This is a genomic window from Microbacterium sp. Bi121 (genome assembly GCF_918698005.1).
Classification (GTDB): Bacteria; Actinomycetota; Actinomycetes; order Actinomycetales; family Microbacteriaceae; genus Microbacterium.
This window is the reverse complement of the sequence record NZ_CAKKLJ010000001.1, coordinates 416,999-431,272: the sequence shown is the minus strand read 5'-3', so window position 1 is coordinate 431,272 and position 14,274 is coordinate 416,999. Positions and strand designations below refer to the sequence as shown.

The window sequence follows — 14,274 nt, the reverse complement described above, 5'->3', positions numbered from 1 at the left end:
GTAACGTCGAAGCCATGACGACCATCGAGGTCACCGAAGACGCCATCCGCCAGACCCGTGAGCTCCGCGACGAGTTCCAGCGCTTCCTCCGCGAGTACGAGTTCGGGATGCGCGAGGTCGAGACGAAGATCTCGATCCTGCGGGACGAGTTCCTGCACGATCACTCCTACAACCCGATCGAGCACGTCAAGAGCCGGCTGAAGACTCCGGACAGCATCGTGGAGAAGATCGCACGCAAAGGCATCGAGGAGCCGGACTTCGAGCGCATCCGCACCGAGATCACCGACATAGCCGGCGTGCGGGTGACCTGCAGCTTCGTCGCGGACGTCTACCAGCTGTTCGATCTGCTCACCCAGCAGGACGACATCACGGTCCGCGCCGTCAAGGACTACATCGCCGAGCCCAAGGCCAACGGCTACAAGAGCCTGCACGCGATCATCGAGGTTCCTGTGTTCCTCTCGACCGGTCCGCTGCTCGTGCCCGTCGAAGTGCAGTTCCGTACGATCGCGATGGATTTCTGGGCGAGCCTCGAGCACAAGATCTACTACAAGTTCGCCAACCAGGTCCCGTCGCACCTCGTCGACAGCCTGACCGACGCCGCCGAAGCCGCGTCCGAGCTCGACGCCCGCATGGAGCGACTGCACCGCGAGGCGCACGGCGTTCCGCGCCGTCAGTTGCTGCCGCCCCCGCCGCCGCCCCGCGTCGTGCAGGTCTAGTTGGTTCGCCGCTTGAGAACGCTCAGGCCATGAACTCCCGCACGGCGGTCACCATCGCCGTCACTCCGACCTCGATCGTGGGGTGGGGAACGGGGGCGAAGTACGCCGAGTGGTTGGTGGGGATCGATGCGGCCAGCGTGCCCGCGGCCTCCGCCGCCGCGTAGGTCGCCGCATCCACCCCGCCCCAGAACCAGAACACCAGGGGAGCGCCGGCATCCCGCGCGAACCACGACACGTCCTCGCTGCCGGTGAACATGCCGGGGTCGATGACGGTGCCCTCGCCGAGCACGCGGGTCAGCGCCGCCGTGACTCGGGCCGTGGCATCCGCGTCGTTGATCGTCGGGGGCAGCGTGTGCTCGGTGTGGAACTCTGGTTCGACCTCGGCTCCGGATGCCGTCGCCTCGGCCCGCACGATGCGCTTGACCGAGGCGATCACCTTCTCGCGCGTCTCGTCGTCGGGGTAGCGCAGGCTGAGTTCGAGTGTCGCATCGGCCGCGATGATGTTGCTCTTCGTGCCGGCATGGATCGATCCGACCGTGACGACGCCGACCCCTTGCGGGTCGAGCTCGCGCGACGCGATCGTCTGCAGACGCATGACGGTGGCCGCGGCCATGACCACCGGATCGATCGTCGTGTGCGGACGCGAACCGTGCCCGCCGCGGCCGTGCATCGTGACCCGGATGCCGTCGGCCGCAGCCATCTGCGGGCCTGGACGCACGCCGATGATGCCGGCCGGCAGGGGAGTGACGTGCTGTCCGAGCACGATGTCGGGCTTCGGGTAGCGCTCGAGCAGTCCGGCATCCAGCATCGCGCGGGAGCCGGCGCCGTACTCCTCGGCGGGCTGGATCAGCACGACGAGCGTCCCCGACCACGAATCCCGTTCGGCGACCAGTCGCTCGACGGCGCCGATCATCGCGGTGACGTGCATGTCGTGGCCGCACGCGTGCATGATCGGGACGGCGTGGCCCGCCGGGTCGATGCCGGTCGCCGTGCTCGCGTACGGGAGTCCCGTGAGCTCCTCGACGGGGAGGGCGTCCATGTCGGCCCGTGCCCAGACGACAGGGCCGTCGGCGCGCCGCCCTGAGCCCGTCGAAGGGTTGCGGAAGACGCCGACGACGCCCGTGATGCCGACGCCCTCCTCGACCTCGAGTCCGAGATCACGGAGGTGTCCGGCCGCGATGCCGGCCGTGCGCGTCTCCTGGAAGGACAGCTCGGGGTGCTGGTGCAGGTCGGTGTACAGCGCTTCGAGGTCGATGCTCATGGCCCGACTCTAGACCTGCGGCGGCCACGACCTCAGGCGCTGCGCGAGTAGCTCGACAGCTCGGGGCCGGGGTTCAGGACCGAGTTCACGATGGCCCGGATCGCGAACTCGCTGGTCTCGCCGAGTTCGACGACTCCCGGATGCAGCAGCCATTGCAGCTGCAGGCCGTCCATGACGGCCAGGATGGCGGCGGATGCCGCGGCCACCGTGGCGGGTTCGGCCACGCCCTGCTGCGCGCACAGCTCCGCGAAGGCGTCGGTGATCTCGCGGCGCAGCGTCGTGTAGCGCTCCTCGAAGAACCCGCGCGCCGGGTGGTCGTCGGTGATGGACTCCGCCGACAGCACGGTGTAGGCCTGCACGATGCCCGGCCGCTGCGCATTGACGAACGCGGTGCGCACGAGGTGCAGGAAAAGCTCAGGTCCGCCGGGGATATGCTGCTCGTCGAGGTCCTGCACGTCGGCCTGGTCGCGGTAGGCGAGCATCTCGAGCAGCAGATTCTGCTTGGACCCGAAATGGTGCAGGATGCCGGCGTGCGTCATGCCCACCTGCTCGGCCACGTCGGCGAGCGTCCCGTTCGCCGAGCCCTTGTTGCCGAAGATCTCGACGGCGGCTTTCAGGATCTCGGTGCGCTTCCGCCTCGTCGCGGGGCGCGTGCGGGTCTGGCTCTGTGCATCAGTGGCCACAGCATCCCCCTTTTCTGGCGAGTGTAACGGTCTGGCAACCGTCGCTTGCAAAGCTTACTTACTTGTCGGTAATCTCACTGCAGTTTACTTTCTCATGAGTAAGCTAATCAACATCCCGGCACTCCAGCCCTCACACAAAGACCCGTGTCCTAGGAGAAGCAATGAAGCTCAGCAGATCTCTGATCGCCGTCGGTGCGATCACCGCCCTCAGCGTCGGAGCCCTCGCCGGCTGCTCGACATCCGGCACCACCGACAACGGTGATTCCGGCGGCGCAGGCACCGCGGCCCTGACGATCGCCAAGCCCGACGGAGCGATCACCACCGAGTCGCACAACCCGTACCTCGGCGACTCGTCCGCCTCGAAGTACGGCTACGCGAAGGTGATCTTCGAGCCGCTCGCGCTCGTCAACCCGACCGGTGACCTGAGCACCACCCCGTGGCTGGCCGAATCGGTCGAATGGAACGACGACTACACCGAGCTCACCGTCGTGCCGCGCAGCGGTGTGAAGTGGAGCGACGGCGAGGACTTCACCGGCGAAGACATCGTCTTCACCTTCGACCAGTACCTCAGCGGCAAGCTCGCCGACTCCTCCGGCCTGCACTACGAGGGCTCCACCGTCGACGGCGACAAGATCACCCTGAAGTTCGCCGACTCGAAGTTCACCGCCCAGTCCCGCGTGCTGCACACCCCGATCGTCCCCAAGCACATCTGGGAGAACATCGAAGACCCCAACACCGACCCGCTGACCGGCGAGGGCCTCGCCGTCGGCACCGGCCCGTACGTGCTCGACAACTGGACCACCGAGTCCGTGACCCTGAAGGCGAACGAGGACTACTGGGGCGGCGAGCTCGCCGTGCCAGAGCTGCACTACGTCTCCTACGGCGACAACGCCGCGCTGACCACGGCCCTCGCGTCCGGCGAGGCCGACTGGGCACAGGCGTTCCTTCCGCAGATCAAGGAGAGCTACCTCGACGTCGACCCGGACAACAAGTTCCTCGTCTCGCCGACCGCCGGTGCCGGCACGCTGTTCATGAACATGCAGACCAAGCCGTTCAACAATCCCGCCCTGCGCGAAGCGCTCGCCTGGACGATCGACCGCCAGGCGTACGTGGATATCGCCCGCGAGGGCGCGAGCGAGGCGGTCTGGAACGTCACCGGCCTCGGCACGCTCCTCGAGGACGAGATCGTCCCCGAGTACAAGGACGTCAACTACTCGGTCGACGTGGACAAGGCCAAGGACATCCTGACCGACGCCGGCTACACCTGGGAGAGCGACAAGCTCATCGACCCCGACGGCGAGGCCGTCTCGTTCTCGATCTCCGTCCCCGCCGGATGGAGCGACTGGAACACCGAGCAGGCCCTCATCGCCGAGGAGCTCGACGAGGCACTGGGCATCGAGGTCAAGGTCGACCAGCCCGACTGGGGCGGCTGGGATGCCGCGCGCCAGGAGGGCACCTTCCAGGCGATCATCCACTGGCTCGAGGACACCGGCAACGTGTACGGCCTGTACACCTCGACCATGGACCCGAAGTGGATCGTGGACGGCAAGGCCCAGTACAACTTCGGCCGCTTCGACGACCCGGCTGTCACCGAGGCGCTGAACACCTACGCCAACGCCTCCTCCGACGACGAGCGCGCTGCCGCATCCGAGGTCATGCAGAAGGCGTTCGCCGAGAATGTGCCGGCGATCCCGCTCGGTGCGCACCCGTTGCTGGGTGAGTTCAACACCCGCAACTACGTCGGATGGCCGAGCGAGGACGACCAGTACGCCTCCGGCGACCCGACGCAGCCGGGCATCGTCCAGGTCCTGACGAACCTCGAAGCGAAGTAAGTCGCGACGGATGGATGCCGGGGCCGAGGTCCCGGCATCCATCATGGAGGAGTGAAACCATGACAGACCCCCTGCTGTCCGTCCGCGACTTCTCGGTCGTGTACGACGTCGACCCGCCCGTCGCGGCGGTGAAGAACGTCATGCTCGAGCTGCAGCGCGGCGAGATCCTCGGCCTCGCCGGAGAATCCGGCTGCGGCAAGACGACGCTCGCCTACGGCATCCAGCGCCTGCTCAAGGCGCCGGCCGTGATCACCGGCGGATCCGTCGTCTTCCACGACGCCGACGGAGAGGACATCGATGTGAACAGCCTCGGTGTCGAGGCGATGCGGCGCTTCCGGTGGGACAAGGTCTCCATGGTCTTCCAGGGCGCGATGAACGCCCTGAACCCGGTCGCCACGATCGGATCGCAGCTCGAGGACGTCTTCGAGGTGCACCGCCCAGGCATGAATCGCAAGCAGCGTCGGGATGCCGTCGCCGAGCTGCTCGAGATCGTCAAGGTCGGCGCACAGCGCGCCCGTTCCTTCCCGCACGAGCTCTCCGGCGGCATGCGCCAGCGCGTCATGATCGCGATGGCGCTCGCGCTCCGCCCGCAGCTGATGGTCATGGACGAGCCCACCACCGCGCTCGACGTGCTCGTGCAGCGCGAGATCCTCCGCCAGATCTCGCAGCTGCGCCGCGAGTTCGGCTTCTCGGTCATCTTCATCACCCACGACCTGCCGCTGCTGCTCGAGATCAGCGACCGCATCGCCATCATGCGCGAGGGCGAGATCGTCGAGCTCCAGACAGCCGAGGGGATCTGGCGCGACCCGCAGGACGAATACACGAAGACGCTCCTGTCGTCGTTCCCGCGCCTCACCGGCGAGAAGGGGGTGGTGGTGCGATGAGCACCCTCGAAGTCCGCCATGTCAGCAAGGTCTACAACGTCCGCGGCGCCGGTCAGCTCACCGCGCTCGACGACGTCAGCTTCACGATCGACTCCGGCCAGACGATCGGCCTGGTCGGCCAGTCCGGCAGCGGCAAGTCGACGATCGCCAAGATCCTCACCCAGCTCGAGACGCCGACCAGCGGCGAGGTGCTGCTCGACGGCAAGCCCATCCCGCGCCGCGGTGCGGGCCTTCGAAGCTACCGCCAGCAGCTGCGGATGGTCTTCCAGGACCCGTTCGCCTCACTGAACCCGTACCACTCGATCCGCTATCACCTCGAGCGCCCGCTGCGGCTGGACAAGGTCGTTCCCAAGGACGAGACCGAGGCCGAGGTCCGCCGGCTCCTCGAGCGGGTGCGTCTGATTCCGGACGCCGTCATCGATCGACGCCCGCATGAGCTCTCCGGCGGTCAGCGCCAGCGCATCGCGATCGCCCGTGCCCTGGCATCCCGACCGAAGATCCTCGTCGCGGATGAGCCGGTCTCGATGCTCGACGTGTCCATCCGCCTGGGCGTGCTCAACCTGCTCGCCGACCTGCAACGCGAAGAGGGGCTCGGTGTGCTGTACATCACGCACGACCTCGCCACCGCCCGCCACTTCAGCGACGAGATCATCGTCCTCAACCAGGGCCGCATCGTCGAGCAGGGCACGGCGGACGACGTGATCCTGCGTCCGCAGGATCCCTACACGCAGGAGTTGCGCGCAGCATCCCCCGATCCGGAGCGGTTCTTCGCGACGACCGGTTCCGCCGGTGACCTTGGAGGCGCCCGATGACCGCCGTCGAACCCCAGCTGCCGACGCCCGAGACACGCCCGGCCGTGGATGCCGTCGAGGCGGGCACCACCGCGACCCAGGTCGTCGCCGGTCACTCCCGCATCCCGTGGCGGTTCCTCGGCGGACGCGCCGCGTTCTACCTGTTCACGCTCTGGGCCGCGCTCACCATCAACTTCTTCCTGCCCCGCATGATGAAGGGCGATGCGGTCTCGCAGTACCTCTCGCGCAACCGCAACGTCTCACCGGAGGCCGCCGAGGCGCTGCGCGCGCTGCTCGGCCTCGACACGGACAAGAGCCTGTGGCAGCAGTATCTCGACTACTGGGGCCTGCTGCTGCGCGGCGACCTCGGCGTCTCCCTGCTGCACGGGCTGCGCCCCGTCACCGAGGTGATCTCCCAGGCACTGCCGTGGACGATCGGCCTGGTCGGGCTCGCGACCATCGTGTCCTTCGCGATCGGCACGATCGGCGGTGCGTTCATCGGCTGGCGCCGCGGCAGCAAGCTCGACGCCTTCATCCCGATCACGACGTTCCTCAGCACGATCCCGTACTTCTGGCTCGGGCTCGTCGCGATCGCCGTGTTCTCGGTGAACCTGCGCTGGTTCCCGATCGGCAAGGCGTACGGCGTCGGCATGGCGCCCGGCTGGAACCTCGAGTTCATCGGACAGGTGATCCATCACGGCACGCTCCCGCTCCTGACGATCGTGATCGCCTCGCTCGGCGGGTGGATGCTGGGCATGCGAAACATGATGCTGACCGTCCTGGACGAGGACTACATCACCGTCGCTCAGGCCAAGGGCATGCCGAACCGCCGGGTGCTGTGGGGCTACGCGGCTCGCAACGCCGTGCTGCCGCAGATCCAGAGCTTCGCGCTGTCGATCGGCTTCATCGTCGGCGGAACGATCGTCATGGAGATGGTCTTCAGCTACCCCGGCGTCGGCAAGCTGCTGCTGGATGCCACGAACGCCAAGGACTACGCGCTCATGCAGGGTGTCTTCCTCGTCATCACGCTGTCGGTGCTGGTCGCCAACATCCTCGCCGACATCGCCTACGCATTCCTCGACCCGCGCACGCGCCAGACGGAGGCCTGAGCCATGACCGCCACAGACGCCACTCAGCGCCGGAAAGCCGCCGGTACGCCGGAGACGCTGCTGCTGCGAACGACAGGACCAGGGGGACACCGGCCCGACCAGAGCTTCTGGTCGAAGCTCGTCTCTGCGTTCGCGATGTTCCGCAACGGCAAGTCGATCGCCGGTCTCGCCATCCTCGGCTTCTTCGTGCTCGTCGCGATCTTCGCCGATGTGCTCGCGCCCTACTCCCCGACGAAGGTCGACAACTCGGCCCGCCTCCAGCCGCCGTCCGCCGCGCACTGGCTCGGCACCACCCACATCGGCGAGGACGTGCTCAGCCAGGTGATCCACGGAACCCGCGGCGTCATCGTCGTCGGCTTCCTCGCGGCGGTCATCGCCACGCTGATCGCGATCACGGTCGGCGTGATCGCCGGGTATCTCTCCGGCTGGAAGAGCGAGGCGCTCTCGGCCCTGACCAACGTGTTCCTCGTGATCCCCGGGCTGCCGCTGATCATCATCGTCGCCTCGATGTTCGAGGAGCCGCCGCTCGTGCTGATCGCAGCCGTGCTCGGCATCACAGGGTGGGCGTGGGGTGCTCGTGTGCTCAGGGCCCAGACCATGTCGCTGCGCAACCGCGACTTCATCCAGGCCGCCCGCGCGAACGGCGAGCCGCTGAGCCGCATCATCACCGTCGAGATGCTGCCGAACCTCATGGCGCTGATCGCCGCGAGCTTCGTCGGAACCGTGACGGCGGCGATCCTCGGCCTCACGACGCTCTCGTACATCGGCGTGATCCCCGTGACCACCTACAACTGGGGCACGATCCTGAACTGGGCCTCTGCGCAGGGCGCGTTCGGTCGCAACCAGTGGTGGTGGTTCCTTCCTCCCGGGCTGTGCATCGCCGCGATCGGCGTCGCGCTGTCGCTGATCAACTTCGGCATCGACGAGTACGTCAACCCGCGCCTGCGCTCCGCCGGCGAGCGAGCACGCGCCATGAAGAAGAAGGGTCTCGACGTCAACGACGCCGTGACCACGGTTCGCAAAGACACCGTTCGCACCGATCTCGCCAGCACCGATCTCAAGAATCCTGGAAATGACTGAATCCCTCGTCGACACCTACCCGTATCGAGACACCGCTCTCACCATCTCCGAACGCGTCGCCGACCTCCTCGGGCGCATGACGCTCGAGGAGAAGGTCGGGCAGATGCTGCAGCTCGACGCGCGGGACGACCTCGACGACCACGTGCTGCGTCGGAACGTCGGTTCGATCCTGCACACCTCGCCGGAGCGCATCGTCGCCGCGCGCGAGCTGACGCTGCGCACTCGCCTGCAGATCCCGCTGATCGTCGGCGAGGACTGCATCCACGGTCACTCCTTCTGGCCTGGCGCCACGATCTACCCGACCCAGCTCGGCATGGCCGCGTCCTGGGACGCAGGCCTCGTCGAGAAGGTCGCGCGGGCGACGGCCGTCGAGGTCGCTGCCACCGGCATCCACTGGACCTTCTCGCCGGTGCTGTGCATCGCCCGCGACCTGCGCTGGGGACGCGTCAACGAGACCTTCGGCGAGGATCCGCACCTGATCGGCGAGCTCGCGAGTGCCATGGTGCGCGGCTACCAGGGCGAAGGGCTCGATGACCCGAGCGCGATCCTCGCGACGGCCAAGCACTTCGCCGGATACTCCGAGACGCAGGGCGGTCGGGATGCCTCGGAGGCCGACATCTCGCGCCGGAAGCTGCGCTCCTGGTTCCTGCCGCCGTTCGAGCGCGTGGCGCGCGAGGGATGCCGCTCGTTCATGCTCGGCTACCAGACCACGGACGGCGTGCCGATCACGCTCAACGAGTGGCTGCTCAGCGACGTGCTGCGCGGTGAGTGGGGCTACACCGGCACGCTCATCACCGACTGGGACAACGTCGGCCGGATGGTCTGGGAGCAGCATATCCAGCCCGACATCACGCATGCCGCAGCCGCCGCCGTGAAGGCCGGCAACGACATGATCATGACGACGCCCGCGTTCTTCGAGGGCGCGCTGGATGCCGTGGCCCGGGGCATGCTCGCGGAGGACGCCTTCGATGCCGCCGTCGAGCGGATCCTCACGCTGAAGTTCGAACTCGGCCTGTTCGAGGACCCGCGGACGCCCCGGGACGACCTCTCTGCCCTGGTGGGCACGGACGAGCACGCGGAGCTGAACCTCGAGGTCACTCGGCGTTCGCTCGTGCTGCTCGAGAATGACGGGACTCTTCCGCTCTCGCCGGCTGCGCCTGGTGGGCCGCTCTCGCCCTCAGCGACGAAGCGGATCGCCGTCGTCGGCCCGCTGGCGGACGACGCGCAGGAGCAGCTCGGCGACTGGGCCGGCGGCTCAGGCCAGGCCGGCTGGCTCGACGGCCAGCCGCGCGAGATGATCACGACGGTGCTCGACGGACTGCGCGAGATCGCACCGTGGGAGGTCGTGCACGCCCGCGGTGCCGACATCCTGAGCCTCGAGCCCGACCCCGCCGGTGCCACGTGGCCCGATGGCCAGCCGCGACCGCCGGTGGTCAGCCCGATCCCGGCCGACGAGACGCAGATCGCCGAGGCCGTCGCCGCGGCCTCGGCATCGGATGCCGTGGTCGCCGTCGTCGGCGATGCGCAGGGGCTCTACGGCGAAGGGCGCTCGACGGCGACGCTCGAGCTCATCGGCGGACAGATCGAGCTGCTCGACGCGCTGATCGAGACCGGCAAGCCTGTGATCGTGGTGCTCATGGCGTCGAAGCCATTGGTGCTGCCGGCATCCGTCCAGCGCGCCGCTGCCGTGCTGTGGGTCGCGAACCCGGGCATGCAGGGCGGCCGGGCGATCGCCGAGCTCATCACCGGCGCGATCGAACCGACGGGCCGCCTGCCGATCTCGTTCGCCCGCCATGCCGGCCAGCAGCCGACGTACTACAACCAGATCCGCGGCCAGCACGGCGACCGCTACGCCGACCTCACCCAGGCGCCGGCGTGGGCGTTCGGCGAGGGGCTCTCGTACACGACCGTCACGTACGACGACCTCGTGATCGAGGAGGCTGCGCTCGCAGCGTCCGACACCGTCACGGCGCACGTGACCGTCACGAACTCCGGCGCGCGGCCGAGCATCGAGACCGTGCAGGTCTACGTGCGGGATGCCGTCACCAGCGTCAGTTGGACCGACAAGGAGCTCAAGACGTTCCGGCAGGTGTCGCTGCAGCCGGGGGAGTCAGCGCGTGTGCGCATCGAGCTTCCGGTCGCCGAGTGCACGATCGTGGATGCCGCAGGCACCCGCGTCGTCGAAGCGGGGGAGTTCGCGCTGCTGGTCGGTCCGAGCTCCCGCGAAGAGCTGCTGCTGAACGCGGCGTTCACCGTCGCCTGAGTCCGACGCAACCCCGGACTACAGTTGACCTGCCCCACTCGGGGCGTTCCCCCTGGAGTCCGCATGAGCACCCTCGACGATCGCGCCCGTTACCGGCCGAACCCATCCGTCCTCACGGCGCTGAAGAGCCCTCGCATCCTGACCCGCGAAGTCCTCGCGGGTCTCGTCGTGGGCCTCGCGCTGATCCCCGAGGCAATCGCGTTCTCGGTGATCGCCGGCGTCGACCCCAAGGTCGGGCTGTTCTCGTCGTTCATCATGGCGATCTCGATCGCCTTCCTCGGCGGACGCCCGGCCATGGTCACCGCGGCCACCGGAGCCGTCGCCCTCGTGATCGCGCCGGTCGCGCCGACTTACGGCATCGACTACTTCATCGCCACGGTGCTGCTGGCCGGCGTCTTCCAGGTGCTGCTCGCCGTTCTCGGTGTCGCGAAGCTCATGCGGTTCATCCCGCGCAGCGTCATGACGGGGTTCGTCAACGCGCTCGCGATCTTCGTGTTCAGCTCGCAGGTGCCGCACCTGCTGAACAAGCCGTGGCTGGTGTATCCGCTCGTGGCGCTCGGCATCCTCGTCATGATCTTCATGCCGCGGATCACGAAGGTGATCCCGGCACCGCTGGTCTCGGTGATCATCGTGACGGGCGTGGTGATCGTGTTCGCGATCCAGGTGCCGACCGTCGGCGATCAGGGAGAGCTGCCGCGCAGCCTGCCGCAGCTGTTCATCCCCGACGTTCCGCTCACCTGGGAGACGTTCACGATCATCGCCCCGTTCGCGCTCGCGATGGCCGTCGTCGGTCTCATGGAGACACTGCTGACGGCCAAGCTCGTCGATGAGATCACCGACACCCGGTCGCGCAAGACCCGCGAGTCGTGGGCGCAGGGCGTGGCGAACATGCTGTCGGGCATCTTCGGCGGCATGGGCGGATGCGCCGTCATCGGCCAGACCATGATCAACGTCAAGGAGTCCGGCGCCCGCACCCGCATCTCGACGTTCTCCGCCGGTGTCTTCCTGTTCCTGCTCGTGGTCGTGTTCGGCGACTTCGTCGCCACGATCCCGATGGCCGCGCTCGTCGCCGTGATGATCATGGTCGCGGTCGGGGCGTTCGACTGGCACAGCATCCGGCCCTCGACCCTGAAGCGGATGCCGAAGAGCGAGACCGCGGTCATGCTGCTGACCGTGCTCGCGGTCGTCATCACCCACAACCTCGCGATCGGCGTGGTGGCCGGCGTGATCGCGGCATCCGTCCTGTTCGTCAGACGCGTCGCGCACTTCGCGACCGTCACGAGGACGGTGACGGCGGATGCTGCTCACTACTCCGTCGACGGCGAGCTGTTCTTCGCCTCCAGCAACGATCTCACCACGCAGTTCGAATACATCGACGACCCGGACCGCGTCGTCATCGATCTGTCCCGCTCGCACGTGTGGGATGCGTCGACGGTCGCCGCACTGGATGCCATCGAGACTAAGTACGCGCGGCACGGCAAGCGCGTGGAGCTCATCGGACTCAACGATGCGAGCGGGCTGTTCCACGGGCGGCTGAGCGGCGGGTTCCCACCCGCGTGATCGGATCCCGATCCCGGTCACTCGTCCTGAGAGCGGGACGCATCGCCGCGGCGGAAACGCCGATTGCGCACGCCGAGCAGTGCCGCAGCGCCCGCGGCCGCGACGACCGAGGCCGCGAGGATCGCGATCTTGGCGTGATCGTGCGCTTCGCTCCCCGCGGCGAAGCTGAGCTCGGCGACCAGCAACGAGACCGTGAAGCCGATCCCGGCGAGCACGCCGACCCCGACGATGTCCACCCACCGCAGCGAAGGGTCCAGGTCGACCCGCCGGACGCGCGTGATCGCCCACGTGGCCGCCGTGATGCCCAGCGGCTTGCCGAGCACGAGCGCCAGGACGATTCCGAGCACGATCGGGTCGGAGAAGGCCGAGACGAAGCCGTCGGGGCCGCCGATCGCGACACCGGCGGAGAAGAACGCGAAGACCGGCACGGCGAATCCGGCCGACAGCGGTCGGAATCGGTGTTCGAATACCTCGGCGAGCCCTGGCCCGGCCTCCGCCCCGCGATCCGCTTTCCGGTGCAGCACCGGGATCGTGAAGCCGAGGAGGACGCCGGCGATCGTCGCGTGGATTCCCGACGCGTGCAGCAGCGCCCACGCGATGACTCCGATCGGCAGCAGCACGAGCCACGCCGCGGTCGGACGCATGTGGAAGAAGCGGCGGTACAACTGGGCGATCAGCCCGTACACCGCGATCACCACGAGGGCCAGCACCAGCGGCACCACCTCGACGGTCTCGGTGTAGAACAGCGCGATGATGCCGATGGCGATCAGGTCGTCGACCACAGCGAGGGTCAGCAGGAAGATGCGCAGCGCGCTCGGCAGGTGCGACCCGATCACAGCCAGCACGGCGACAGCGAAGGCGATGTCCGTCGCCGTGGGGATCGCCCAGCCGCTCGCGGCCTCTGCGTAGCCGGCTGTGACGGCGAGGTAGATCACGGCGGGAACCGCGACGCCGCCGACGGCCGCCACGATCGGGACGACCGCCGTACTGAAGCGGCGGAGGTCGCCGCTGACGAACTCGCGCTTGAGTTCGAGGCCGACGAGGAAGAAGAAGATCGCCAGCAGCCCGTCGGCTGCCCATGCGCCCAGGCTCAGACGCAGATGCCACGGCTCGTACCCGACCTCGAGATCGCGGATCGCGAAGTAGGACTCGGCCCAGGGCGAGTTCGCCCATACCAGCGCGACGACCGCGAGAGCGACGAGCAGGACGCCGCCGACGGTCTCCTTGCGGAGGATCGCGCCGATGCGGATCGACTCCGCGGCGGAGGCGGACGGGAACAGTCGGCGGATGCCGGGGATGCGAGCGGGTGACATGAGCGCCTTTCGGGTCGACAGCAGTTCATGTCGACCAGGCTTCCCGACTCTCCGCCGCCCAGCCTACCCGTGCCCGCTCGGAATAGCCCATGCGGGTGATGTGCGACGGGGTGCCCCTGCGGCACCTTCGGGGTATGGAAAGACAGCACGGATCCCATCCGGTGAGCATCATCGCGCTGGCGGTGGGCGCCCTGACGGTCGCGGCCGTCGGCTCCGGCATCCTGGGTGCCACTGCACCGGGAAAGGCCGACTTCGTGACCCAGAACGCGATCGGACTCGTCGGCGCCCTGCTCCTCGCCCTCGGGATCGTCGGCGTTCGCCCGGCGCTCGCCCACGTCGCGGGCGGACGGCTTCTCCGATGGGGACTGGTGCTCGTGTGGAGCGGGCTGGGCGCCATGGCTGCCGGTCACGCGGTCGCGATCGCAACAGCCGCGATCGGGACAGGACCGGTGCAGAACGACCTGACCGGGGCTGCTGCCATCGTCGGCATCCCGTTGACCATCGGAGCACACCTGATCTATCCCGGCACGAGCCTCGTCGGTCTCGCGATGCTCCGTGCCCGGCGGGCGCCGGTGGCGCTGTGCGTGCTGCTGACCGCGAGCCTTCCTGTTCTGCTCATCGGCGTGCCAGCCGGTCTCACGCTCGGGAAGGGCGCACTCGGTGAGATCGTCACCTGGATCGCGACGGAGGGACAGATCGGAGCGGCGTGGTTCGCGGTTGCGATCGCGATTTCCGTCCTAGCGCAGGGGCGCTACCGGAGGCCGGCTTCCGTCTGACTCGCG

12 protein-coding genes are annotated in these 14,274 nt (G+C 68.1%); 9 read left to right on the top strand and 3 right to left on the bottom strand.

Annotation, left to right across the window (positions count from 1 at the left end; all coding sequences use genetic code 11):
- Positions 1 to 14: 14 nt before the first annotated feature.
- The gene (locus LQZ87_RS02075; RefSeq protein ID WP_230101779.1) at positions 15 to 716 is read left to right on the top strand and encodes a GTP pyrophosphokinase family protein; all 702 of its coding nucleotides are present in this window, start codon (positions 15 to 17) and stop codon (positions 714 to 716) included.
- A 22-nt stretch (positions 717 to 738) separates the two neighbouring features.
- Here LQZ87_RS02075 and LQZ87_RS02070 read toward each other — a convergent pair whose 3' ends face one another.
- Positions 739 to 1,977, bottom strand: coding sequence for an amidohydrolase (locus tag LQZ87_RS02070; protein ID WP_230101778.1), 1,239 nt, complete (start codon positions 1,975 to 1,977; stop codon positions 739 to 741).
- Positions 1,978 to 2,009: 32 nt separating this feature from the next.
- Positions 2,010 to 2,660 (bottom strand): TetR/AcrR family transcriptional regulator, encoded by a 651-nt coding sequence (locus tag LQZ87_RS02065; RefSeq protein WP_230101777.1) that lies wholly within the window; start codon positions 2,658 to 2,660, stop codon positions 2,010 to 2,012.
- Between the two features lie 161 nt (positions 2,661 to 2,821).
- Here LQZ87_RS02065 and LQZ87_RS02060 point away from each other — a divergent pair, with 161 nt between their 5' ends.
- The 7 genes from LQZ87_RS02060 (at position 2,822) to LQZ87_RS02030 (ending at position 12,179) form a co-directional block, all read left to right on the top strand.
- Positions 2,822 to 4,492 (top strand): ABC transporter substrate-binding protein, encoded by a 1,671-nt coding sequence (locus tag LQZ87_RS02060; protein WP_230101776.1) that lies wholly within the window; start codon positions 2,822 to 2,824, stop codon positions 4,490 to 4,492.
- A 59-nt stretch (positions 4,493 to 4,551) separates the two neighbouring features.
- Positions 4,552 to 5,376 (top strand): ABC transporter ATP-binding protein, encoded by an 825-nt coding sequence (locus LQZ87_RS02055; protein ID WP_230101775.1) that lies wholly within the window; start codon positions 4,552 to 4,554, stop codon positions 5,374 to 5,376.
- Positions 5,373 to 6,188 carry an ATP-binding cassette domain-containing protein gene (locus tag LQZ87_RS02050; RefSeq protein ID WP_230101774.1) on the top strand — a complete coding sequence of 272 codons (816 nt, stop codon included), beginning with the start codon at positions 5,373 to 5,375 and terminating at the stop codon, positions 6,186 to 6,188. The genes LQZ87_RS02055 and LQZ87_RS02050 overlap by 4 nt, the downstream gene beginning before the upstream one ends.
- A complete protein-coding gene (locus LQZ87_RS02045; protein ID WP_230101773.1) occupies positions 6,185 to 7,276 on the top strand; it encodes an ABC transporter permease in 1,092 nt (363 codons plus the stop codon). The genes LQZ87_RS02050 and LQZ87_RS02045 overlap by 4 nt, the downstream gene beginning before the upstream one ends.
- A gap of 135 nt (positions 7,277 to 7,411) precedes the next feature.
- Positions 7,412 to 8,356, top strand: coding sequence for an ABC transporter permease (locus tag LQZ87_RS02040; protein ID WP_230101930.1), 945 nt, complete (start codon positions 7,412 to 7,414; stop codon positions 8,354 to 8,356).
- Complete coding sequence (locus tag LQZ87_RS02035) at positions 8,349 to 10,619, top strand: glycoside hydrolase family 3 N-terminal domain-containing protein (RefSeq protein ID WP_230101772.1); 2,271 nt, start codon at positions 8,349 to 8,351, stop codon at positions 10,617 to 10,619. The genes LQZ87_RS02040 and LQZ87_RS02035 overlap by 8 nt, the downstream gene beginning before the upstream one ends.
- A 63-nt stretch (positions 10,620 to 10,682) precedes the next feature.
- Positions 10,683 to 12,179, top strand: coding sequence for a SulP family inorganic anion transporter (locus tag LQZ87_RS02030; protein ID WP_230101771.1), 1,497 nt, complete (start codon positions 10,683 to 10,685; stop codon positions 12,177 to 12,179).
- A 17-nt stretch (positions 12,180 to 12,196) separates the two neighbouring features.
- On the opposite strand, the gene nhaA is transcribed toward LQZ87_RS02030, so the two are convergent.
- Complete coding sequence (gene nhaA, locus LQZ87_RS02025) at positions 12,197 to 13,492, bottom strand: Na+/H+ antiporter NhaA (RefSeq protein ID WP_230101770.1); 1,296 nt, start codon at positions 13,490 to 13,492, stop codon at positions 12,197 to 12,199.
- 161 nt (positions 13,493 to 13,653) lie between these two features.
- On the opposite strand from nhaA, the gene LQZ87_RS02020 reads away from it, so the two are divergent.
- Positions 13,654 to 14,268 carry a hypothetical protein gene (locus LQZ87_RS02020; RefSeq protein ID WP_230101769.1) on the top strand — a complete coding sequence of 205 codons (615 nt, stop codon included), beginning with the start codon at positions 13,654 to 13,656 and terminating at the stop codon, positions 14,266 to 14,268.
- Positions 14,269 to 14,274 lie beyond the last annotated feature (6 nt).